The sequence below is a fragment of the Streptomyces sp. NPDC058051 genome, from assembly GCF_042885475.1.
Lineage (GTDB): Bacteria > Actinomycetota > Actinomycetes > Streptomycetales > Streptomycetaceae > Streptomyces.
On the sequence record NZ_JBHVRW010000034.1, the window covers coordinates 1 to 21,678 of the forward strand.

At 70.3% G+C, this 21,678-nt stretch carries 21 protein-coding genes; 8 read left to right on the plus strand and 13 right to left on the minus strand.

Going from position 1 to position 21,678, the window contains the following annotated elements; genetic code table 11:
• Positions 1 to 73: 73 nt before the first annotated feature.
• From ACFVUT_RS33930 to ACFVUT_RS33940, 3 genes are all read right to left on the minus strand, one after another.
• Entirely contained in the window at positions 74 to 1,630 is a 1,557-nt protein-coding gene (locus ACFVUT_RS33930; RefSeq protein ID WP_389659047.1) for an ABC transporter substrate-binding protein, read from the minus strand.
• A gap of 186 nt (positions 1,631 to 1,816) precedes the next feature.
• Entirely contained in the window at positions 1,817 to 3,202 is a 1,386-nt protein-coding gene (locus ACFVUT_RS33935; protein ID WP_389659050.1) for a metallophosphoesterase, read from the minus strand.
• A 29-nt stretch (positions 3,203 to 3,231) separates the two neighbouring features.
• Complete coding sequence (locus ACFVUT_RS33940; protein WP_079182603.1) at positions 3,232 to 3,477, minus strand: SCO4848 family membrane protein; 246 nt, start codon at positions 3,475 to 3,477, stop codon at positions 3,232 to 3,234.
• A 121-nt stretch (positions 3,478 to 3,598) separates the two neighbouring features.
• Between ACFVUT_RS33940 and ACFVUT_RS33945 the strand changes: the two genes are divergently transcribed.
• Positions 3,599 to 4,858: a D-alanyl-D-alanine carboxypeptidase family protein gene (locus ACFVUT_RS33945; RefSeq protein ID WP_389659054.1), complete on the plus strand. Its 1,260-nt coding sequence runs from the start codon at positions 3,599 to 3,601 to the stop codon at positions 4,856 to 4,858.
• On the opposite strand, the gene ACFVUT_RS33950 is transcribed toward ACFVUT_RS33945, so the two are convergent.
• Entirely contained in the window at positions 4,806 to 5,735 is a 930-nt protein-coding gene (locus ACFVUT_RS33950) for a YihY/virulence factor BrkB family protein (protein ID WP_389659057.1), read from the minus strand. The genes ACFVUT_RS33945 and ACFVUT_RS33950 overlap by 53 nt on opposite strands.
• A gap of 140 nt (positions 5,736 to 5,875) precedes the next feature.
• Between ACFVUT_RS33950 and ACFVUT_RS33955 the strand changes: the two genes are divergently transcribed.
• On the plus strand, positions 5,876 to 7,225 hold the full coding sequence (locus ACFVUT_RS33955) for an FAD-binding protein (protein WP_389659060.1): 1,350 nt from the start codon (positions 5,876 to 5,878) through the stop codon (positions 7,223 to 7,225).
• A gap of 166 nt (positions 7,226 to 7,391) precedes the next feature.
• Positions 7,392 to 8,201: a decaprenylphospho-beta-D-erythro-pentofuranosid-2-ulose 2-reductase gene (locus tag ACFVUT_RS33960; RefSeq protein ID WP_389659063.1), complete on the plus strand. Its 810-nt coding sequence runs from the start codon at positions 7,392 to 7,394 to the stop codon at positions 8,199 to 8,201.
• A gap of 60 nt (positions 8,202 to 8,261) precedes the next feature.
• Here ACFVUT_RS33960 and ACFVUT_RS33965 read toward each other — a convergent pair whose 3' ends face one another.
• Positions 8,262 to 8,852, minus strand: a complete 591-nt coding sequence (locus ACFVUT_RS33965; RefSeq protein ID WP_389659066.1) for a 2'-5' RNA ligase family protein — start codon at positions 8,850 to 8,852, stop codon at positions 8,262 to 8,264.
• 129 nt (positions 8,853 to 8,981) lie between these two features.
• The gene (gene trpS, locus ACFVUT_RS33970) at positions 8,982 to 9,995 is read right to left on the minus strand and encodes a tryptophan--tRNA ligase (RefSeq protein ID WP_389659069.1); all 1,014 of its coding nucleotides are present in this window, start codon (positions 9,993 to 9,995) and stop codon (positions 8,982 to 8,984) included.
• A 232-nt stretch (positions 9,996 to 10,227) separates the two neighbouring features.
• Between trpS and rocD the strand changes: the two genes are divergently transcribed.
• On the plus strand, positions 10,228 to 11,433 hold the full coding sequence (gene rocD, locus ACFVUT_RS33975; RefSeq protein WP_389659072.1) for an ornithine--oxo-acid transaminase: 1,206 nt from the start codon (positions 10,228 to 10,230) through the stop codon (positions 11,431 to 11,433).
• A gap of 120 nt (positions 11,434 to 11,553) precedes the next feature.
• On the opposite strand, the gene ACFVUT_RS33980 is transcribed toward rocD, so the two are convergent.
• Positions 11,554 to 12,864: a glutathionylspermidine synthase family protein gene (locus tag ACFVUT_RS33980; protein ID WP_389659075.1), complete on the minus strand. Its 1,311-nt coding sequence runs from the start codon at positions 12,862 to 12,864 to the stop codon at positions 11,554 to 11,556.
• A 6-nt stretch (positions 12,865 to 12,870) separates the two neighbouring features.
• Complete coding sequence (locus tag ACFVUT_RS33985) at positions 12,871 to 13,146, minus strand: hypothetical protein (protein WP_389659078.1); 276 nt, start codon at positions 13,144 to 13,146, stop codon at positions 12,871 to 12,873.
• A 140-nt stretch (positions 13,147 to 13,286) separates the two neighbouring features.
• Between ACFVUT_RS33985 and ACFVUT_RS33990 the strand changes: the two genes are divergently transcribed.
• Positions 13,287 to 14,159, plus strand: a complete 873-nt coding sequence (locus ACFVUT_RS33990; protein ID WP_389659226.1) for a hypothetical protein — start codon at positions 13,287 to 13,289, stop codon at positions 14,157 to 14,159.
• Between the two features lie 221 nt (positions 14,160 to 14,380).
• On the opposite strand, the gene ACFVUT_RS33995 is transcribed toward ACFVUT_RS33990, so the two are convergent.
• Positions 14,381 to 15,784: a PLP-dependent aminotransferase family protein gene (locus ACFVUT_RS33995; protein ID WP_389659081.1), complete on the minus strand. Its 1,404-nt coding sequence runs from the start codon at positions 15,782 to 15,784 to the stop codon at positions 14,381 to 14,383.
• A 47-nt stretch (positions 15,785 to 15,831) separates the two neighbouring features.
• On the opposite strand from ACFVUT_RS33995, the gene ACFVUT_RS34000 reads away from it, so the two are divergent.
• Positions 15,832 to 16,344 (plus strand): carboxymuconolactone decarboxylase family protein, encoded by a 513-nt coding sequence (locus ACFVUT_RS34000; RefSeq protein ID WP_389659084.1) that lies wholly within the window; start codon positions 15,832 to 15,834, stop codon positions 16,342 to 16,344.
• Positions 16,345 to 16,499: 155 nt separating this feature from the next.
• Entirely contained in the window at positions 16,500 to 17,240 is a 741-nt protein-coding gene (locus ACFVUT_RS34005) for an isocitrate lyase/phosphoenolpyruvate mutase family protein (protein ID WP_389659087.1), read from the plus strand.
• A gap of 74 nt (positions 17,241 to 17,314) precedes the next feature.
• Here ACFVUT_RS34005 and ACFVUT_RS34010 read toward each other — a convergent pair whose 3' ends face one another.
• The 3 genes from ACFVUT_RS34010 to ACFVUT_RS34020 all read right to left on the minus strand — a co-directional run bounded on the left by ACFVUT_RS34010 (position 17,315) and on the right by ACFVUT_RS34020 (position 20,215).
• Entirely contained in the window at positions 17,315 to 18,691 is a 1,377-nt protein-coding gene (locus ACFVUT_RS34010; RefSeq protein WP_389659090.1) for a B12-binding domain-containing radical SAM protein, read from the minus strand.
• Positions 18,692 to 18,874: 183 nt separating this feature from the next.
• Complete coding sequence (locus ACFVUT_RS34015) at positions 18,875 to 19,864, minus strand: malate dehydrogenase (protein WP_389659093.1); 990 nt, start codon at positions 19,862 to 19,864, stop codon at positions 18,875 to 18,877.
• Between the two features lie 150 nt (positions 19,865 to 20,014).
• Positions 20,015 to 20,215, minus strand: a complete 201-nt coding sequence (locus ACFVUT_RS34020) for a hypothetical protein (RefSeq protein ID WP_389659096.1) — start codon at positions 20,213 to 20,215, stop codon at positions 20,015 to 20,017.
• 442 nt (positions 20,216 to 20,657) lie between these two features.
• Here ACFVUT_RS34020 and ACFVUT_RS34025 point away from each other — a divergent pair, with 442 nt between their 5' ends.
• Positions 20,658 to 20,828 carry a hypothetical protein gene (locus ACFVUT_RS34025; RefSeq protein WP_389671105.1) on the plus strand — a complete coding sequence of 57 codons (171 nt, stop codon included), beginning with the start codon at positions 20,658 to 20,660 and terminating at the stop codon, positions 20,826 to 20,828.
• Here ACFVUT_RS34025 and ACFVUT_RS34030 read toward each other — a convergent pair.
• Positions 20,815 to 21,660: a DUF3017 domain-containing protein gene (locus ACFVUT_RS34030; protein ID WP_389659102.1), complete on the minus strand. Its 846-nt coding sequence runs from the start codon at positions 21,658 to 21,660 to the stop codon at positions 20,815 to 20,817. The genes ACFVUT_RS34025 and ACFVUT_RS34030 overlap by 14 nt on opposite strands.
• Positions 21,661 to 21,678 lie beyond the last annotated feature (18 nt).

Here is a 21,678-nt window from a genome sequence, read left to right on the forward strand (position 1 = left end):
CGTCCCGGCAGTGCCGGGACGGGCCGCCCCCTCAACGCTTGTCCGTCCGTGCCGGATCCGGCACTGCGGGCCGTCAGATCCGCTTCAGTTCCCACAGCCGCCAGATGCCGGTGCCGTCCGAGAGGTACTGCGAACCGGAGACGTCGGTCGTGCTGACGACGTAGTCCTTCTTCTGCCACAGCGGCACGAGCGGAACGTCCTCACCGACCAGCGCCTGGAGCTCCTTGAAGTCCGCCGAGGTGCGGCTGCGGTCGCCGTACTCCAGCGTGGCGCTGATCAGGGCGTCCATCTTCTTGCTGGTGTAGCCGTTGTGGAGGCTGTTGGTGCGGCCGACCAGCGGCTGGCTGAACGTGTCGGGGTCCGGGTAGTCGGGCAGCCAGCCGACGGTGTACACGTCGTACTTGCCGGACGCGTACCCCTTCTGGAACTGCTGCCAGTCGACGGCCTTGACCGTGACCTTGAACAGTCCGGTCGCCTCCAGCTGGCGGCTCAGCTCCGCGGTCTCCTTCTCGTACGCCTCGTCGCCGCCGCGGTAGGCGTAGGTGATGTGCAGCGGCGTCTGCACCCCGGCCTCCTGCATCAGCTGCTTGGCGCGCGCGGTGTCGGGTGAGGGGTAGGCGTCGAAGAACGGCGTGCTGTGCCCGATGAAGCCCTGCGGGATCAGCGAGTAGAGCGGTTCGACCGTGCCCTTGTAGACGTCGGTCACCAGCGGCCCGCGGTCGATGATCGACGCGACGGCCTGCCGGACCTTCTTGTCGGCGAACGGGGAGTTGTCGCGGACGTTGAAGACGAGGTTGCGGATCTCGGCGCTGTCCGCCTCGGTGACGCGCAGGTCGGGGTCGCCGGGGTTCAGTTCGGCGAGCGTGGCCGGCGGGAGCTGGCGGTGCGTCACCTCGACCTCTCCGGTCTTCCAGGCCGCCAGGAGCGCGTCCGACTCCTTGTAGTAGCGCACGGTGACCGGAACGCCGGTCTTGCTCAGCGCGCCCTTGTAACGGGAGTTGGGGACCAGTTCGGCGGTGACGCCGGGCCGGTACGACTTCAGGATGTACGGACCCGAGCCGTCGACCGTGTTTCCGGTCCGGAGCTTGTCGGCCGGGTACGACTCGCGGTCCACGATCGAACCCGCCCCCGTGGCGAGCTTCTGCGGGAAGGTCGCGTCACGCGAGGAGAGGTTGAAGGTGATGGTGCGGCCCTCGGACACCACGTTCTTGAGGCTCGGGAACAGCACCGCCGGACCGACATCCGTCTTGATCCTGATCATGCGCTCGATGGAGTACTTGACATCGGCGGCGGTGATCTTGCGGCCGTTGGAGAAGGACAGGTCGTCGCGCAGCTTGCACTGGTACGTCTGAAGCTTCTGGCCGATGAACTGGCAGCTCTCGGCGGCGTCGGGTTCGGGGACGATCGCCCCGGACTTGAACGTCAGGAGGGACTGGTAGAGGTTGCTGTACATCGCCCAGGAACCGGCGTCGTACGCACCCGCCGGGTCCAGCGAGGTGACCTCGTCCGTCGTACCGACTGCGATCGGTTCCTGCTTCGCCTTGTCCGAAGGAAGCAGCTGCCAGGCTCCGACGCCTGCGATGACCAATACCGCAAAAATCGCGAGAATCCGTGTCCGGATCGACCGCATTGCCGTGCTCTCCCTTGCCAGCCCCACCTCGGCGTTGCGCTCATACGCACATCACCGCATGCTCGCGCTCAGCAAATCACACGATTTTCACAACTGGAAGAGCAAAACTAGGACTCATAACCTTTTGTTCGACACTTGAAACATTGGGGGATTCTTCAGGGTCTGTAACCGGCCAACGACGGAACGTCAGATCTGCCCGGAGGCAAGCTCCACGACGGTGATGTCGGAGGGTGCGCCGACCCGTACGGGCGGCCCCCAGGCCCCCGCGCCCCGCGAGACGTACAGCTGGGTGTCGCCGTAGCGGTCGAGTCCGGCGACCGTGGGATTGGCCAGCTCGGCAACGTAATTGCCCGGCCAGAGCTGGCCGCCGTGGGTGTGTCCGGAGAGCTGGAGGTCCACCCCGTGGGCGACGGCGTCGTGGATGACGACGGGCTGATGCGCGAGGAGGACGGCGGCGCGGGTACGGTCCCGGTCACCGAGCGCCGCGGCGAAGTCCGGCCCCTGCCCCTCGCTCTCCCCTCCGATGTCGTTGACGCCCGCGAGATCGAATCCGGCGATCTCGACGCGGGCGTTCTCCAGGGGGTGGAGCCCCAATTCCCGCACGTGATCGACCCATTGGGCGGCCCCGGAGTAGTACTCGTGATTCCCCGTGACGAAGAAACTTCCCTGACGGGCGCTCAGCCGCGCGAGCGGCTCCGCCGCCGGACCGAGGTCCGCGACGGTTCCGTCGACGAGATCTCCGACGACGGCGACCAGATCCGGCTGGGTGCGGTTGATCGTGTCGACGATCCGCTGGGTGTGGGCGCGGCCGAGGATGGGGCCGAGATGGATGTCGCTGACGACCGCGATGCGGAAGCCGTGCGCGGAACGGGGCAGCTTGGCGAGCGGGACGGTGATCCGCTTGACCCGCGGCCCGCGCAGCACACCGTACGTGCCGTAACCGACCGTGCCGAGCCCGGCGACGGCGGCGGCACCCCCGACGGCCCGCGCGACGAACAGACGACGCGTGGGAACGGCGAGGCGACCCGCGGCGGGGGCGTCGGCGACGAGGACGTCCGTGGCGGGGGCGCCTGCGGCGGGGGCGCCTGCGGCGGGGGCGTCCGCGGCGGGGGCGTCCGTGGCAGGGGTGACCGTGCCGGCGGCCTCCGCGGCGGCGGAGGCGACCGCAGCGGGCGTGTCCGTGGCCGCGGTTCCGGGCGCGGGCGCATCCGGAGCCGACGGGCTGTTCGCGCCGTTTGACCGTTTCGCCCGGCCGGCCAACACCCGTCGGAGGATCGGCCGCACCACCTCACCCACCAGCAGAGCCAGTGTCAGATACAGCAGCGTGGCCAGCCACAGATAGCCCGGCCAGGCCAGCACCCGCTGGAGCCAGAAGGGCGCGCCCGTCCGGCCGGAGACCAGGGCGCCGACGCTCAGCAGCGGCAGGAGGAAGGCGGCCACCGTGCCGACGGTGCGCAGGACGCTGCCCTCGGCCGTCGTGTCACCGACGAGGCGGCGCCAGAGGTAGCGGTGCACGCCGACGAGCAGCGCGATCACCACGACCGCCATCACCACGAGACCGGCCACTGCCATGTGTACTCCCCCACCCGCCGTACGGCCTGTTATGCGCGCTCGCGGCGCAAGGCCCTGACGCCACGGAACCCGATCACACCAACGGCCGTCCCCAGGAGAAAGGACGTGATGGCGAGCAGCAGATGAACCCAGAAGTACGTGGTCGGGTCACCCGCGTCGTCGAAGGCGAGTCCGCTGCCGTCCTTCCACAGGTTCTTGACGAAAGTGATCCAGATGAACCAGCTCCACACCCCGAACGCGAGCAGGAACCAGGAGACGGGGCGGCTGAGCTTCATGGACTCAGTATCTCCGCCACGCCGCGGCGGAGTCGTCCGGGGTGGGCTGTCGCGGCGGTACGCGCGGCGGGTCACACAGTCCGACCCCATTTTCATATCGTCACCCTGTACGTTTCCGACCGTGCCTGCTCTCAAAAAGACCGCAGTGACGGTCCTCTCCGCCGCCTTGTTGTCCTCTTTTGTCGTCAGTCCGGCGTGGGCGGTCGACAAGGACGTTTCCGTCAATCAGCCGAAACCGCCGGCCGGCATGTCCCAGCTCGGTGGCGAACTGCTGGGGCGGACCGGCACGCAGGTCACGCTGGGGCCCGGCGCCCCGGTCCTTCCCAAGGACCTCACGGGCAGGTCCTGGATCGTCGCGGACGCGGAGAACGGCGAGGTCCTCGCCGCGCACAACCCGCACTGGCGGCTGCCTCCCGCCTCCACCCTGAAGATGCTCTTCGCGGACACGGTGATGCCCGGACTCCAGCCGAAGACACGCACGTACACCGTCCAGGAGGAGGACCTCGCCGGTGTCGGCGAGGGCAGCAGCCTGGTCGGCGTCAAGGAGCACCTCACCTATACGGTGCAGGACCTGTGGCTCGGGGTGTTCCTGCGATCGGGCAACGACGCGGTGCACGTGCTGTCCTCGATGTACGGCGGCGTCGCCAAGACCGTCGCCGACATGCGGGCGCACGCCGAGGAGTTGCAGGCGCTCGACACGAAGGTGGTGTCACCCGACGGCTACGACGCGCCGGGTCAGGTCTCCAGCGCGTACGACCTGACGCTCTTCGCCCGCAGCGGGCTGCAGAAGGCGGACTTCCGGGAGTACTGCTCGACCGCCGAGGCGGACTTCCCCGGTGAGGAGAAGAAGGGCAAGCGCGAAACCTTCAAGATCCAGAACACCAACCGGCTGCTCACCGGCGCGGACGGCGTCGACCCGTACAAGGGCATCGCGGGCGTCAAGAACGGCTACACCACACAGGCGGGCAACACCTTCACCGGTGTCGCCGAACGCGACGGCAAGGTGCTGCTCGTCACCGTCATGAATCCGTCGTCCAAAGAGCCGCACGCCGTCTACAAGGAAGCCGCGAGTCTTCTGGACTGGGGCTTCGACGCGAGCGGCAAGGTGACCCCGGTCGGCGAACTGGTGCCCCCGAGGTCCGCCGCCACCGGCACCGACAGCGGAACCGGTAAGGGCCCTGCGGCACAGGACAAGAACACAGGCAGCAACGGTCCTTCGCAGACCACCGGGGCCGCTGCCGCGACCGGGGGTGGTGGCGGGGGCATCGGCATCGCTCTGGGCATCGCCGGAGGTGTCCTGGTGCTGCTGTCGGCCGGGGCGTTCCTGGTCAACCGGCGCTGGCCGCTGCCGGACCTGGTGCGCCGCCTGCCCCGTCACTGACGGCTCCGGCCTCCTTCCGGGTGTCCTCGCTGCTCCGCGTCGCCGTCCAGGCGGCGCAGAACAGCAGCAGCTTGGCCGTGAAATTGATCCACAGCAGCAGCGCGATCGGCACCCCGAAGGCGCCGTACATGCTCTTCGACGCGACGCCCTTCATATAACTGCCCAGCAGCAGCTTGAGCAGTTCGAAGCCGACCGCGCCCATCGCCGCCGCGACCAGCAGCCTGCGGCGCGGAGGTTCGACGCCGGGCAGCAGCGTCAGCAGATAGAGCAGCAGCAGGAAACCGGCCAGGGCCGCCACGACCAGGGTGGCCACCTGGAGCACCACACCGCCCGCGCCACGGTCCGAGATGCCCAGCAGACGAGCGGTCCATCCCACGGCGACGGAACCGGCCGAGGAGACGGCGAGGGTCGCGAGCGCCGCCCCGCCGAGACCGATGAGCAGTCCGACATCCTTGAGTTTACGGATGACCGGATTGCCCAGGTCCATGTCGTCCATGTCCCACACGGCGCGCAGACAGCCCCGCATCGCACCGATCCAGCCGACACCGGTGAAGAGCAGCAACGCACCGGCGACCAGCCCGACCGTGCCGGCGTGGGCCACCAGGCTGCTGATGCCGAGCTGGTCGGAGATGCCCGGCACCTGCTCGACGACCTTGTTCTCGATCTTGTGGACCTGCTCGGTGGAGAGCAGCGCGGCACCGATCGCGGCACCGACCGCGATCAGCGGGAAGAGTGCCAGGAAGCTGATGAAGGTGATCGCGGCGGCGAGCCTGCTCCAGTGGACCCGTTCCAGCGTCTCGTACGAGCGCCACGCGTGCGTCGCCATCAGCCGGGAGACGATCGGCCCGATGACAGGGAGTTTCTTCAGCCAGTCCATGACGTACGACTACCCTCCCCGGCACGGAAAACCGGCGCCCCTTCACTGCCGCACGAGTCGAAACTTCCCCAATCACCCATATCGGTGAGTGCTGTAACAAATCCCTCGAATGGGTTTTGTCGGGCGATACGGTCACAGGCATGTCTGTCGACACCGTGTCCCTGACCGGCTGGGGCCGTACCGCCCCGACGGCCGCCCTGCGTTTCCGCCCCCGTACGTACGAGGAGGCGGCGGCGACAGTACGCGGCTGCGGACCCCGCGGCTCCATCGCCCGGGGCCTCGGCCGGGCCCACGGCGACGCCGCCCAGAACGCGGGCGGCTCCGTCCTCGACATGACCGCGCTGAACCGGATCCGTACCATCGACGCCGGGGCCGGCCTGGTGGTCTGCGACGCCGGGGTCACCCTGCACCGGCTGATGGAGGTCCTGCTGCCGCTCGGCTGGTTCGTGCCCGTCACACCGGCCACCCGTCAGGTCACCGTGGGCGGCGCGATCGGCACGGACATCCACGGCCGCAACCACCACTTCTCCGGCTCCTTCTCCCGGCACGTCCAGGAACTGGAACTGCTGACCGCCGAGGGCGAGATCCGTACGGTCCGGCCCGGCACGGACCTCTTCGACGCGACCGCGGGCGGCCTGGGCCTGACGGGTGTGATCCTCTCGGCCGCGCTCCGGTGCCACCGCGTCACCAGCTCCTGGATGTCGGTCGACACCGAACGGACCGTGGATCTGGACGACCTGCTGGCCAGGCTCTCCGCCGGAGACCACCGCTACCGCTACTCGGCGGCCTGGATCGACCTCCTCGCCCGCGGCCGTTCCACGGGACGTTCCGTACTCACCCGGGCAGAGCATGTGCCGCGGTACGCGCTCCCGACGCGCGCTCGGCGCGCACCGCTGGCGTTCCGCCCCGGACAGCTGCCGGCCGCACCCGCTCTCGTGCCGGAAGGGCTGCTGGGCCGCACCTCCGCCGCCCTCTTCAACGAGTTCCAGTACCGCGCGGCCCCCGCGTACCGCATCGGCGAACTCCAGAGACTGTCCACGTTCTTCCACCCCCTGGACCGGCTGCCGCACTGGAACCGGCTCCATGGCCGCAGCGGATCCGTGCGGTACCAGTTCGTCGTCGGACACGGAAAGGAGGAGGCGCTGCGCCGGATCGTGCGCCGTATCTCACAGCGGCGCTGCCCGTCGTTCCGCGCCGTGCTCAAACGATTGGGCGAGGGCGACCCCGGATGGCTGTCGTTCGCCATGCCCGGTTGGACGCTCTCCCTCGATCTGCCCGCCGCACTACCGGGCCTGGCCGGGTTCCTGGACGCACTGGACGAGGAGGTGGCGGGCGCGGGCGGCCGGGTCTGCCTGGCGAAGGACTCCCGGCTGCGGCCTCAGATGCTGGCCGCGATGTATCCACGACTGGCCGAATTCCGGTCGCTGCGCGCCGAACTGGACCCGAACGGGGCGTTCCGCTCGGACCTCTCGCGCCGTCTGTCGCTCTGACCGCGCCGGAGCCGTGCGCCCGCCGGTCACCTCACCCGCCGTCGCCACGCCCTCGTCCTATCCCTGTCTGCCCTCGTCCTATCCCTGTCTGCCCTCGTCCTATCCCTGTCTGTCCTCGTCTGCCCTCGTCTGCCCTCGTCTGCCCTCGTCTGCAAGGAGCGTCTCCGTGAAGGACGCCTTCGGTGCCCCGCAGTCCCTGCTCGTTCTCGGCGGCACGTCAACGATCGCTCTTGCCACCGCACGGCGGCTGATCGCCCGCCGGACCCGTACGGTCTGGCTGGCCGGCCGCCCCTCCCCCGCCCTCGACTCGGCCGCTGCGGAACTGCGCACACGCGGCGCCGACGTGCACACGGTCGACTTCGACGCCCTCGACCCCGAGTCCCACGAGACCGCACTCGGCAAGATCTTCGCCGAGGGCGACGTCGACATGGTGCTCCTCGCCTTCGGCATCGCGGGCGACCAGGGCCGTGACGAGGAGGAACCGCTCGCCGCGGTCCGCGTCGCCCGGACCAACTACACGGGGGCCGTCTCCGCCGGGCTGGTGTGCGCCGGTGCGCTCCAGGCGCAGGGGCACGGTTCGCTGGTGGTGCTGTCCTCGGTTGCGGGCGAACGCGCCCGCCGCGCCGACTTCATCTACGGGTCCAGCAAGGCGGGCCTGGACGCGTTCACACAGGGGCTGGGGGACGCGCTGTACGGCACGGGGGTGCATGTGATGGTCGTGCGCCCCGGCGTCGTACGGACGGCAGCGACGGCAGCGACGGCGCGGCCGGCGACACCGCGGCTCGCCGCGGCGCGGTTCGCCGCCGCCCCGCTGGAGGCGTCGCCTCTCGCGACGACTCCGGACGCGGTCGCGGCGGCGATCGTGACGGGGCTGCGGCGGCGTTCGGAGACGGTGTGGGTGCCGGGGTCACTGCGCGTAGTGATGTCGGCCCTGCGGCATGTGCCACGCCCGCTGTTCCGGCGCCTGCCGGTCTGACCGGAATCCCGGGGCGGGGGCCTCAAGGAGCGGGAACGGCCCGTCGGAGCCGTTCCCCCCTCAGGAGTGCAGTGAGGGCTCGTCCACGGAGGAGCCGCCCTGGGCGGGCACGGCGGGAGCGCCGTCCCCGGCGCCGAGCGGGAACTCGTTGATCTGGCGCCAGACGCCGTCCGGGCCCTGCTCGTACAGGGCGAAGGAGCGGCAGGTCCAGGCGGCCTCGTATGCGGCGAGCTCCTCGTACGCCCGGTCCATCGCCTGCTCGGCGATGGCGTGCGCCACGGTCACATGCGGGTGGTACGGGAACTGGAGTTCGCGCACCAGCGGCCCGGAGGTGTCCCTGACCCGCTTCTGCAGCCACGAGCAGGCCGAGACCCCCTCGACGACCTGGACGAAGACGACCGGTGTGAGCGGCCGGAAGGTCCCTGTGCCGGACAGCCTCATCGGAAAGGGGCGGCTGCCCGTGGCGATCTGCGCGAGATGCGCCTCGATCGCGGGCAGGTCCGCCGCCTCGGCCTCGGTCGGCGGGAGGAGGGTGACGTGGGTGGGAATGCCGTACGCGGCAGGATCCCCGAAGCTCGCGCGCCGCTCCTGGAGCAGGCTGCCGTAGGGCTCCGGGACCGCGATCGAAACGCCGAGCGTTACGGTCCCCACGTCGTTCTCCTCAATCCTCGGTGAGCGAGGGTGTTCAAGGGCCGACAGCCTGTTTTCGGCCATCGACCGGATCAGCTTCCCCTCGCCAGTGTGACGCCTCCGGCCGTCAATCCGCCAGGGTCCTTGGACTCAGTGCTTCGCGGGCAGAAAGCCCATCCGGTCGTACGTCCGGGCCAGCGTCTCAGCGGCTACGGAGCGGGCCTTCTCCGCGCCCTTGGCCAGGATCGAGTCCAGCGTCTCCGGATCGTCCAGGTATTCCTGGGTGCGGGTCCGGAACGGTGTGACGAACTCGACCATGACCTCGGCAAGGTCGGTCTTGAGCGCACCGTAGCCCTTGCCCTCGTACTTCTGCTCCAGATCCGTGATACCGGTGCCGGTCAGCGTGGAGTAGATGGTAAGGAGGTTGCTGACGCCGGGCTTCTCGGCCCGGTCGAAGCGGATGACCGTGTCCGTGTCGGTGACGGCGCTCCTGACCTTCTTGGCGGTGGCCTTCGGCTCGTCGAGGAGGTTGATCAGGCCCTTCGGCGTGGCCGCCGACTTGCTCATCTTCGACGACGGGTCCTGAAGGTCGTAGATCTTCGCCGTCTCCTTGAGGATGTACGGGTCCGGCATGGTGAAGGTGTCGCCGTAGGTGCCGTTGAACCGCTCGGCGAGGTTGCGGGTCAGCTCCAGGTGCTGGCGCTGGTCCTCGCCGACCGGGACCTGGTCGGCCTGGTACAGGAGGATGTCCGCGACCATCAGCATCGGGTACGTGAAGAGACCGACCGTGGTGCGGTCGGCACCCTGCTTGGCGGACTTGTCCTTGAACTGCGTCATGCGGGACGCCTCGCCGAAGCCGGTGAGGCAGTTCATGATCCAGCCGAGCTGGGCGTGCTCGGGGACATGGCTCTGTACGAAGAGCGTGCAGCGCTCCGGATCGAGACCGGCGGCGAGGAGCTGGGCGACGGCGAGCCGGGTGTTCGCCCGCAGCTCCGCGGGGTCCTGCGGGACGGTGATCGCATGCAGGTCCACGACCATGTAGAAGGCGTCGTGGGATTCCTGCAGCGCCACCCACTGGCGGACCGCGCCGAGGTAGTTGCCGAGGTGGAACGAGCCTGCGGTGGGCTGGATTCCGGAGAGCACGCGGGGGCGTTCAGAGGCCATGAAACCCATTGTCTCAGGTACGGAACCGATGTCCGGCAGCCGGTACGGAAGGTGCGCGGAGGCGGGACGCGCACCGCGGGGGCTGAGACCAGGAACACACTCGGACCGGCGCCGAGGGCCGTGCGCGGCCGACGGGCGCGCCGTGAATCGAAGGTTTCCTCGCCCGGGTTCCGACCGACGATAAAAAGTGGGCACCACCCTCCGCCCACGCCGCACGACGAACGGAGATCCCGTGTCGACCACGGAAAACGCCATCGCCTCCGCCGAGGCACACAGCGCGCACAACTACCACCCGTTGCCCGTCGTCGTCGCTTCGGCGAACGGGGCCTGGATGACCGACGTGGAAGGCCGGCGCTATCTGGACATGCTGGCCGGATATTCGGCGCTCAATTTCGGCCACGGCAACCGGCGCCTGCTCGACGCGGCCAAGGCACAACTGGAGCGGGTGACCCTCACTTCGCGCGCCTTCTACCACGACCGGTTCGCCGATTTCTGTACGCAGCTCGCCGAGTTGTGCGGCATGGAGACGGTACTGCCGATGAACACGGGGGCGGAGGCCGTGGAGACCGCGGTGAAGACCGCCCGCAAGTGGGGCTACCGGGTGAAGGGCGTCCCGGACGGCATGGCGAAGATCATCGTCGCCTCGAACAACTTCCACGGCCGGACCACCACGATCATCAGCTTCTCGACCGACCAGGAGGCGCGGGAGGACTTCGGTCCGTACACGCCGGGGTTCGAGATCGTGCCGTACGGGGATCTGACCGCGCTCGCGGAGGCGATGACCGAGAACACCGTGGCGGTGCTGCTGGAGCCGATCCAGGGCGAGGCCGGGGTGCTGGTGCCGCCGCCCGGCTATCTCCCCCGGGCGCGTGCGCTCGCCCGTGAGCGGAATGTGCTGTTCATCGCGGACGAGATCCAGTCGGGCCTGGGCCGGACCGGGAAGACCTTCGCCTGTGAGCACGAGGGTGTGGTGCCGGACATGTATGTGCTCGGCAAGGCGCTGGGTGGCGGTGTGGTGCCGGTGTCGGCGGTGGTCTCGTCGCAGGAGGTGCTCGGGGTGTACCGGCCCGGTGAGCACGGTTCGACGTTCGGCGGCAACCCCCTCGCCTGCGCGGTCGCGCTGGAGGTCATCGCGCTGCTCCGTACCGGCGAGTTCCAGCAGCGGGCGACCGAGCTGGGCGAGCACCTCCACCAGGAGCTGGGGCTGCTGGTGGGCGGGGGTGCGGTGGAGGAGGTCCGGGGCCGCGGACTGTGGGCGGGCGTCGACATCGCGCCGAGCCACGGAACCGGCCGGGAGATCTCCGAGAAGCTGATGGACCGTGGCGTGCTGGTCAAGGACACCCACGGCTCGACGATCCGGATCGCACCGCCCCTGGTGATCAGCAAGGAGGACCTGGACTGGGGGCTGGAGCAGCTCCGCGGAGTCCTGCGCGGCTGAGATCCCTCGCCGGTCGCGGGGCGGCCGGGATCCCCCGCCGGTCGCCCCGCCCGTCGCTGCGAGCAGCAGACGGCAGACGGCAGACAAGGCAGCAGGCGGGGGTGGGGCAGCAGGCAGGCTTCAGAGGATCACGTGGGGCAGGAAGCGGGCGTACTCGTCCGTGACCAGCCCCGCCGATTCACGGATACCGAGCCCGGCCGCCTCGTCCTCGACGACCCACGCGCCCAGCACCACCCGGTTGCCGTCGAAGTCCGGAAGCGGCGCCAGTTCCTGGTAGCAGCACGGCTCGTCCCGCAGCACCGCCGGGCTTCCCGGCTCGTGGACCGTGACCCCGTCCCCCTCACGGCCGAGCAGCGGCTTGGCGACGTAGCCGTGGCCACCACCGCCCGCCGCGACCTCGCCCGAACCCGACACCCCAGCCTCGCCCGAACCCGACACCCCAGCCCCGCCCGGACCCGACACCCCAGCCCCGCCCGGACCTGACGCGGCGGCCTCGCCCGAACCCGGTGCGGCAAGTTCGCGCGGACCGTCGAGGTACGAGGGGAGCAGATTCGGGTGGCCGGGAAACAGCTCCCAGAGGATCGCCAGCAGCGCCTTGTTGGAGAGCAGCATCTTCCAGGCCGGCTCGATCCAGCAGGTGGTGCCGGTGCCGCCACCGTTGTCGAGGGTGTCCAGCACCTGCGGCCCGAAGCGGTCGGTCGCCAGCCACTCCCACGGGTACAGCTTGAAGCAGCTGCGGATGAAGCGGAGCCGCTCGTCCACGAACCGCCCGGTCAGCCGGTCCCAGCCGATCTGTTCGACGGAGAGCGCCTCCGTGTCGATGCCGGCCTGCTCGGCGGTCTCCCTCAGGTAGGCCACCGTCATCAGGTCCTCGCCCAGTTCGTCGCCCTCGGAGTGCGCGAAGTGCAGCGGTCCGGGCGGCAGCAGGGCAGCCTGCCGCCGCCACGCGTCGACGAGGCGTTCGTGCAGGGAGTTCCACTGGTCGGCGCCCGGGAAGCGGTCCTCCATCCAGAACCACTGGGCGCTCGCGGCCTCCACCAGAGAGGTGGGGGTGTCCGCGTTGTACTCCAGCATCTTCGCCGGGCCGCTCCCGTCGTAGCGCAGGTCGAACCTGCCGTACAGGGAAGGCAGTTCGTCACGACGGCGCCAGGACTGGGCGACGAGCCCGGCCAGCCGGCGGTCGGTGATGCCGAGTTCGGCGTAACGGTCCTGCTCCACGATGTGCGCGGCTGCGACCAGACACATGGAGTGCAGTTCCTCGACGACGTCCTCCAGTGCCTCGACTTCGGACAGCGAGAAGACGTAATAGGCGCTCTCGTCCCAGTACGGACGCAGTGATCCGTCCGGGTAGCGGGTGAGCGGGTAGACGATTCCCTGCTCCTCCACGATCTGCTGCCAGTTGGGACGCGGCTGTGCGGTGCGGCGCTCCATGCCGGTTCAGCCGCCGCCGATGCCCGAGCAGCCGAAACCGCCGCGGTCGACCGCGGACTTGTTGAAGCTGCCGCCTTCCACCTTGCCGTTCTTGTTGCTGCCGCCGTAGTAGTACGACCCCTTGCCGTCGCTGTTCTTGCACTCGTAGCTCGGCAGCTTGTCCCGGGTCAGCGGGTCGACGCACCGCTTGTCCGGTTCCGAACCGCAGGAGGTGATCATCGCCGCGAGCACCCCCATGCCCCCGAGCACCACGGTGCTCGACCTCAGCCTGCGTATGGCCATGCTTCCGTCTCCCCCGTACGAATCAAGCCAGTGTGGCCACTCGTCAGATTAAAGGGCTGCCGATGGCGACGGGAAGCGGGTGCACCGGACGTGCCCACGTACCGGACGTGCCCACGTAGAGTCCCTGTGTGTTCTTGGGGATGATCTGCGCGCTCGGTGCCGCCGTCTGCTTCGGTACGGCCTCCGTCCTCCAGGCCGTCGCCTCACGGGCCGCCGCCCAGCCGGGGTCGGACGCGGGAGTCGATCCCGCGCTGCTGCTGCGCGCCCTGCGCCAGTGGCGCTACCTCGCCGGACTCGCCCTCGACGGCTGCGGTTTCGTCCTCCAGATCATCGCCCTGCGGTCCCTGCCGATCTACGCGGTGGGCGCCGCCCTGGCCGCGAGCCTCGCAGTGACGGCGGTGGTCGCCGCGCGGCTGCTCACGGTGCGGCTGAGCGCGGTCGAATGGACGGCGGTCGGCGTCGTCTGCGCGGGCCTCGGCATGCTGGCCCTCGCCTCCGGCGGCGAGGGCCACGGCACCGGTCCGGCGGCCCTGGCCTGGTGGATGCTGGGGATCTCCCTCGGTATTCCGCTGATGGGTGCCGCGGCCGGGCGACTCCCGGAGAGGTCGCGGGCCCTGGTCCTGGGGCTCGGCGCGGGGTGCGGTTTCGGTGTGGTCGAGGTCACCGTCCGGTTGATCAACGACGTGTCCTGGGCGGCGCTGCTCACCAACCCGGCCGTGTACGCGCTGCTGTTGGGCGGCGCTTCGGCGTTCCTGCTGCTCACCTCGGCGCTGCAGCGCGGTTCGGTGACGACGGCGACGGCCGGCATGGTGCTGGGAGAGACGATCGGCCCGGCGCTGGTGGGCGTCTGCTGGCTCGGGGACCGCACCCGTGAGGGTCTCACCTGGCCGGCGGTGGCCGGCTTCGTGGTGGCGGTGGCGGGCGCACTGGCCCTGGCCCGGTTCGGCGAGGCCCCGGCGGACACCCACGATCCGGCCGGACCGTCCGAGCCGACCCTCCCGGACACGCGGTAAGGCGTACATCTGCGCCCAGTTCGCCACGGGGACATCCCACCGCCGCGCGGCCCCGCCCTGACCGGACCACTTTTTCGGGCCGGGCTGCCGGGCTTTCGCGTTCCCAACCTCATGACCTCATGACCTCACGACCTCATGGCCTCATGGCCTCATGGCCTCATGGCCTCATGGCCTCATGGCCTCATGGCCTCATGGCCTCATGGCCTCATGGCCTCATGGCCTCACGAGAGCACGCGCACCAGCGCCTCCAGCGCCCCCGCCCAGGCGCTGTCGGTCGGCGTCCCGTAGCCGATGACCAGCGCGTCTCGTTCCGGCGCCGCCTCCGGGTGCCGGAAGCGCGACATCCCTTCCAGCGCCAGCCCCTGCCAGGCTGCCGCACGCAGCACCGACGGCTCGCTGCCCGCCGGGAGTTCGAGCACGGCGTGCAGCCCGGCGGCGATGCCGCTGACCCGGACATCGGGGACACGCTCCGCCAGCACCGCGACCAGCTCGTCACGACGGCGGCGGTAGCGCAGCCGCATCGAGCGCACGTGACGGTCGTACGCACCCGACGCGATGAACTCCGCGAGCGTCAGCTGCTCCAGCGCGCTCGACGACCAGTCACTCAGCCCCTTGGCCTCGGCAACCTCCCCCACCAGCCCCTCCGGCAGCACCATCCACCCCAGCCGCAGCCCCGGCGCCAGCGACTTGCTCGTCGTCCCCAGGTGGACGACACGTTCGGGGTCGAGGCCCTGGAGCGCGCCGACCGGCTGCCGGTCGTAGCGGAACTCCCCGTCGTAGTCGTCCTCCAGGATCAGCCCGCCCGTGGCGCGCGCCCAGTCGACCGCGGCGGCCCGCCGGTCGGGATGGAGCGGCACGCCCGTCGGGAACTGGTGCGCGGGCGTCATCAGGACCGCGCCCACGCCGCGCAGACCGGCCAGTTCACCGGTCCTGGCCCCGAGTCCGTCGACCGCCAGACACGGCGTGCGCAGCCCGGCGTCCGCGAACAGCTTCCAGTGCACGTCCAGTCCGTACGACTCGACGGCCACCTCCCGCACCCGCCGTTCGCGCAGCACCGTCCCCATCAGCTTCAGTGCCTGTACGAATCCGGCACAGACCACGATCCGCTCCGGGTCCGCGTACACGCCGCGGGCACGGGCCAGGTAGTCGGCGAGTACGGTGCGCAGCTCGATGCGCCCGCGCGGATCTCCGTAACCGAAGGCGTCGTTGGGCGCGGTGGCCAGGGCGCGGCGGGCCGCCTTGAGCCAGTCGGCGCGGGGGAACGTCGCGAGGTCGGGCGATCCGGGCATCAGGTTGTGGTCGGGCCGCGACCGCACCGTCCGGGTCCGCGCCGCCCTCGTAACCACCCTGCGCGGCTCGGCCCGCTGCGCCACCCTGGTCCCCGATCCCTGCCGGGCGGTGAGCCAGCCCTCGGCGACCAGTTCCGCGTACGCGTCGGCGACGGTGTTCCGGGCGATACCGAGGTCGGCGGCGAGGCCGCGTGAGGACGGCAGCCGGGTGTCGGGGGCCAGCCGCCCCGTCCGTACGGCCTCGCGCAGGGCGTCCATGAGCCCGGCCCGCAGCCCCGCCGCACCGGCCGTTTCAAGATGCAGGTCGGCACCGAAAGTGGCCCATGAATCTGTCATGCAAATGGACCATACCGTTGTGCCATTCCGCGCGTAACGTCGTACCCATGACGACGAACGAGCACAGCCACCCGACCTCCGCACTCTGCCCCGAGCACACCCCCCGCACGCGCTGGGCCGAGCTCGCCCCCGACGTCTACAAGGCCATGGTCAGGCTGGATGCGGCATCCCGCAGAGGTCTCGACCCGGTCGTCGGGGAGCTGGTGAAGATCCGGTCCTCGCAGCTCAACCACTGTGCGTTCTGTCTCGACATGCATACCAAGGACGCCCTTGCGGCGGGCGAGTCCATCGAGCGGATCGTCCAGCTCAGCGCGTGGGAGGAGTCGCAGCACTTCTACACGCCCAAGGAGATCGCGGCCATCGAGCTGACCGAGGCGGTGACCGTGCTGACCGACGGCTTCGTGCCGGACGAGGTGTGGGAGAAGGCCGCCAGGCACTTCGACGAGACCGAGCTCGCCCACCTCGTCGCGGCGATCACGACGATCAACGCCTGGAACCGGTTCGCGGTGACCACCCGCATGGTCCCCGGTCACTACAGGCCGGGTGACATCAAGCACTGATCCGGCACGCCCGGCCCACGCGCAATCCACCCGCCCGGCCCACACGCGATCCACCCGCCCCGCCCTTCAACCGGCCCACGCGCAATCCGGCACGCCCGGCCCACGCGCAATCCACCCGCCCCGCCCTTCGACCGGCCCACCCCGGGAGCCCCGCGATGACCGCATCCGTCCTCCGTGCGCTGCACCACGACCGCGCCCCCGGCGACCCACTGGTCCTGCCCGGCCCCTGGGACGCGGCGAGCGCCCGCGCCTTCGCCGACGCGGGCTTCCCTGCGCTCGCCACGCCCAGTGCCGGGATCGCGGCCTCGCTCGGTTACGAGGACGGGGCGACGCCCGCCGCCGAGATGTTCGCCGCCGTGGCCAGGATCGTGCGCGCCGTCCCGGCCGCCGTCCCCGTCTCGGCGGACATCGAGGCGGGGTACGGGCTGGCGCCGGAGGAACTCGTGGAACGCCTCCTGGCCACCGGAGCCGTCGGCTGCAACCTGGAGGACTCCGCCGACGGCACCCTCGTCGACGCGCGGCGGCAGGCGGACCGTCTGGCCGAGGTACGGGCGGTCGCGGGCGACCGGCTCTTCGTCAACGCCCGCGTCGACACGTACATCCACGGCGACCCCGCAGGCACAGCCGAGGAGACGGAGGCGGAGACGGTCCGCCGTGCCCTGCTGTACGTGGCGGCGGGTGCGGACTGTGTCTACCCGATCGCGGCCCCTCCCGAGGTCCTGCCCCGGCTCGCCGCCGCCGTACCGTCCCCGCTCAACGCCCTGTCCCGGCCCGACGGCCCGGGGCCGCGCCGGCTGGGGGAGCTGGGCGCCACCCGGATCACCTTCGGCCCCGGGCTGCAGCGCCGGGCCATGGCAGCCGTGCGCGAGATCGCGGACGAGCTGCGGAAGGCGTAGGCGCCCTCCCTGGGCCGCGGGCGCTCACGCCCTGCAGCCACCGCCCGGCAGCCCGCCCTCCCGGAACCGCACGCTCACGCCCGTCTGTTGCCGAAGGCCGCCAGGGTCCGCTCCAGCATCGGCATCGCCCGCACCACATTGCGGGAGCGGATCAAGGCGTCCCAGGCGGGCTCGAACTTCTTCCAGCCGCCCGCGTACGCCAGATGCCGCAGCCGCTCGTGCGTGCCCGGCTGGACCGCCGCCCCGCGCCAGATGTTGGACCATCGGTAGAAGTCCCGGTACGCGCGCCAGTAGCCGGTCTCCAGCTGGCGCGGAGTCATTCCCTTCGGGCGGTACACGACATGGCGGGTGTCATAGAGATCCCAGTCCCGGTGGACGATCCGGTCCTCGGCCACCATCTGCTTCCACAGGCCGGTGGACGGATACGGGGTCATGATGTGGAACGTCGCCGTCTCGATGCCCTGCCCGACGGCCCACTCCACCGTGCGGTCGAAGACGTCCGGGCCGTCGTGGTCGAGCCCGAAGACGAAGCTGGCGTTGACCATGACACCGGCGTCGTGCAGCCGGCGCACGGCCGCCGCGTAGTCCTCGCCGATGTTCTGGTCCTTGCGCCGCTCGGCGAGGTTCGCACGGTTGACGGTCTCGAAGCCGACGAACAGGCTGCGCAGCCCCGCGTCCACGGCCCGCTCCAGCAGATCGGGCTGGAGCACGGACTTGACCGTGCCTGCCGCCTGCCAGAGCCGCCCCATTCCGGCCATCCCGTCGAAGAGCGCCTCCGCGAAACGGCGGTTGCCGAGCAGATGGTCGTCGAGGAAGTACAGATGCCTGCCGGGCAGCCGCTCGATCTCGGCGAGCGCGTCGTCCACGGCCTGGGTGTAGAAGGACTTGCCGCCCTCGAAGAACGCGTCCTTGTAACAGAAGTCGCAGTGATGCGGGCAGCCGCGCGAGACGACGAGCGAGTTGGGCACCAGATACAGATGTCGCTTGATCAGATCCCGCCGCACGGGCGGCAGTCCGGCCAGGGTGCGCAGCTTCGAGTCGTATCTGCGCCCCGGCACACCGTCCCGGAACTCCTTGAGGAACAACGGCCAGGTGTCCTCCCCCGGCCCGGTGAAGATCGTATCGGCGTGTGCCGCGGCCTCGTCCGGGAGTGAGGTCACGTGCAGGCCGCCCATGGCGACGTGTACGCCGCGGGCGCGGAAGTGGTCGGCTATCTCGTAGCCGCGCCGGGCGGAGGTGATGTACGGCTGGACCACCAGCAGATCGGGGCTGTCGAGCGCCTCGATGTCGACCCGCTCGACGTGCTCGTCGAGAAGCGTCACCTCGTCGTCCGGATCCAGGTAGCCGGCGAGGGTCGCCAGGCCGAGTGGCGGGAAGAGCGAGTACTTGATGGGCCGGAACAGCGGGCTCGTCGCCTCGGTCAGGGCCGGAAGGATCATCGTCACACGCATGACAACCCAGACTCGGGAAGTGGTGCGGTCAGTTCCCGGCCACGTACCCGTCCACGCGGGACGGGCCGGACGGGGGGAAGCGGTGCGGTCGGCTCCCGGCCGCGGTCCCGTACCGACACAGCCGCCCCCGCCGACAGCGACTGTCGGCGGGGGCGGCTGCGGTACGCCTCGGCGGCGTACGGATCAGATCAGGCCGAGCTCGCGGACGGCGTCGCGCTCCTCGGTGAGCTCCTGCACCGACGCGTCGATGCGCGCACGGGAGAACTCGTTGATGTCCAGGCCCTGGACGATCTCGTACGTGCCGTCCTTCGTGACGACCGGGAAGGACGAGATGAGGCCCTCGGGCACGCCGTAGGAGCCGTCCGACGGGATACCCATCGAGGTCCAGTTGCCGGGTGCGGTGCCGTTGACCCAGGTGTACACGTGGTCGATGGCGGCGTTGGCCGCGGAGGCGGCCGAGGACGCGCCACGGGCCTCGATGATCGCGGCGCCGCGCTTGGCGACGGTCGGGATGAAGGTGTCGGCCAGCCACGCCTCGTCGTTGACGACCTCGGCGGCGTTCTTGCCGGCGATCTCCGCGTGGAAGATGTCCGGGTACTGGGTCGCCGAGTGGTTGCCCCAGATCGTGAGCTTGCTGATGTCGGAGACGGCGGCACCGGTCTTGGCGGCCAGCTGCGAGATCGCGCGGTTGTGGTCGAGGCGGGTCATCGCGGTGAAGCGCTCGGCCGGTACGTCCGGGGCGGCGGCCTGCGCGATGAGCGCGTTGGTGTTGGCGGGGTTTCCGACAACGAGGACCTTGATGTCGTCCGCGGCGTTGTCGTTGATGGCCTTGCCCTGCGGCTTGAAGATGCCACCGTTGGCGGAGAGCAGGTCACCGCGCTCCATGCCCTTCGTACGCGGGCGGGCACCGACGAGCAGGGCGACGTTGGCACCGTCGAACGCCTTGTTGGCGTCGTCGGTGATCTCGATGCCGCGCAGCAGCGGGAAGGCGCAGTCGTCGAGTTCCATGGCGGTGCCCTCGGCGGCCTTCAGGCCCTGCGGGATCTCCAGGAGGCGCAGGTTGACCGGCACGTCCGGGCCGAGCAGGTGGCCGGAGGCGATGCGGAAGAGCAGCGCGTAGCCGATCTGGCCGGCTGCGCCGGTCACGGTGACATTCACGGGAGTGCGGGTCATGGCGATCTCCGTTAGACAGCTGGCGGTGGGGGTCCCTGCCCCTGGTGCGGGACATCCCTGAATCTTGATGTGAAGAGATATCCGGCGTTCAGGCTATCCGACCGGGAACCTTCCGACAGTCCGGCCCCCTGTGGCACCGCACACAACCCGTCACACAGCGCTCACCCGGCCGTACGTGCTCACCCGGGAGGCGGTCGTTCGCAACGCGGTCGCCCGGAAGGCGGTGCGCCACGGGGTTCTCACCACCGCGGCGATGCTCATCCCCCCGCGGTCCACGAGCCTGCGCAACTGACCGGCGAACTCCCGCACCTGCGGATCGAGTTCATCCGACAACGCCTTCCAACGAGGCATCGCTTCCCCCTGCGCGGATCCGGTCCTGCTTACGTCTCCGTTCCGGACTGCCCAGGAGGGCGCGCGAGCGCAGGGCGGATGTTCCCGAAGACGGGGCGCACAGGGGCGTTCGGGATTCCCGGCGCAGCCGCGCACGCCCCGGCGTCGGCGTGATGCGGCGATCGCGCCGTGAATGGTCCTGCGGCGCCCCGAGGCTCCGGGCGGCTCCATGACCTGCCGCGATGTACACAATGTGCCGTGCTGTGCCGTGCTGTGCCGTGCTGTGTCTTCACATCGTTGCGTCGCGATCACACCGTGGCGGAATGGTCACTTCCGTGCCACAGGCCACAGGGTTCTCTTGTACCGGTCTCCGCCGTCCAGGAGGCTGAAGCCAGGACGGGGGCAAGGCCGCTCAACTCGCCGCATTCCGGAGCGCGTGCGCTCCGATGGCCCCCGCTTCCGGGTGTCCGTCCCTTCTCGGGGGAGGGGACGGGCACCACCCTCAAGCAACGCAGCCGCGGCCACGCCGCACGGCTACGGCTACGGCTACGGCTACGGCTACGGCTACGGCTACGGCTACGGCTACGGCTACGGCTACGGCTACAGCCGTACAGGGTGCTTCAGCGGATCGTGAAGTGGACCGCGTCCTCCAGGAACGGAACGTCGAGCCACGGTTTGGGCTGCGCCAGGAGCGCCAGCATGACGATGAGGAAGCCGAGCACCCCGTACGTCACCAGGTCGGTGAAGCGGGAGCGGACCGCCAGCATCCCCACCGACGGGACCACGAGCCGCAGCACGGCGCCCCCGATGAGACCCGCACCGATCACCATCACGCCGATCCTGAACGCCTCGGCGAAGGGGTCGGCAGCCACGATCAGCAGCCCGATCGCAGCCGTGCCGAGCACGGCGAGCAGCGGCCACTGGCGCGCCGGAGCGGGCGCTTCCCCCGACGCTGCCCGGCCGCCACCCTCGGGTCGGGCAGTGTCCCGGGTGAACGACGGAAACCTCCGCGAAGGACGGGGACCGCCGTCCGGGGCGTCGGTGGGTGCGCTGCCGCCGGGACCGGCGACCGCGGCAGTCTCCGGGGTGCCCTCGCCCCGGCTCCCTCCGCCGGACTCCTTACCGGCGTCCGCGCCGGAGTCCTCAGCGGAGCCCTCAGCGGAGCCCTCAGCGACATCCGCGTCCACGTCGGCCCGGACGGTCGCCCCCTCCGCAGCAGCCGCCTCACCGGCCCCGCTGTCACCGGCCTCGGCCTCCTCACGGGGCTCGGCCCGATCCGGCTCGGCCCGATCCAGCGCGGCACCATCCGACGTGACCCCATCCGACGCGGCCTCGGCCGCCGTGATCCGATCCGACGCGGCCTCGTCCGCCGTATCCGTACCGGACACGCGTGCGTCCGACGGCACCGCCGAAGACGCCCTGCCCGCCTCAGCGGCCGGGTCGGCCGGACTCGTACCAGCACCCATGGGGTTCCTTCCGGATCG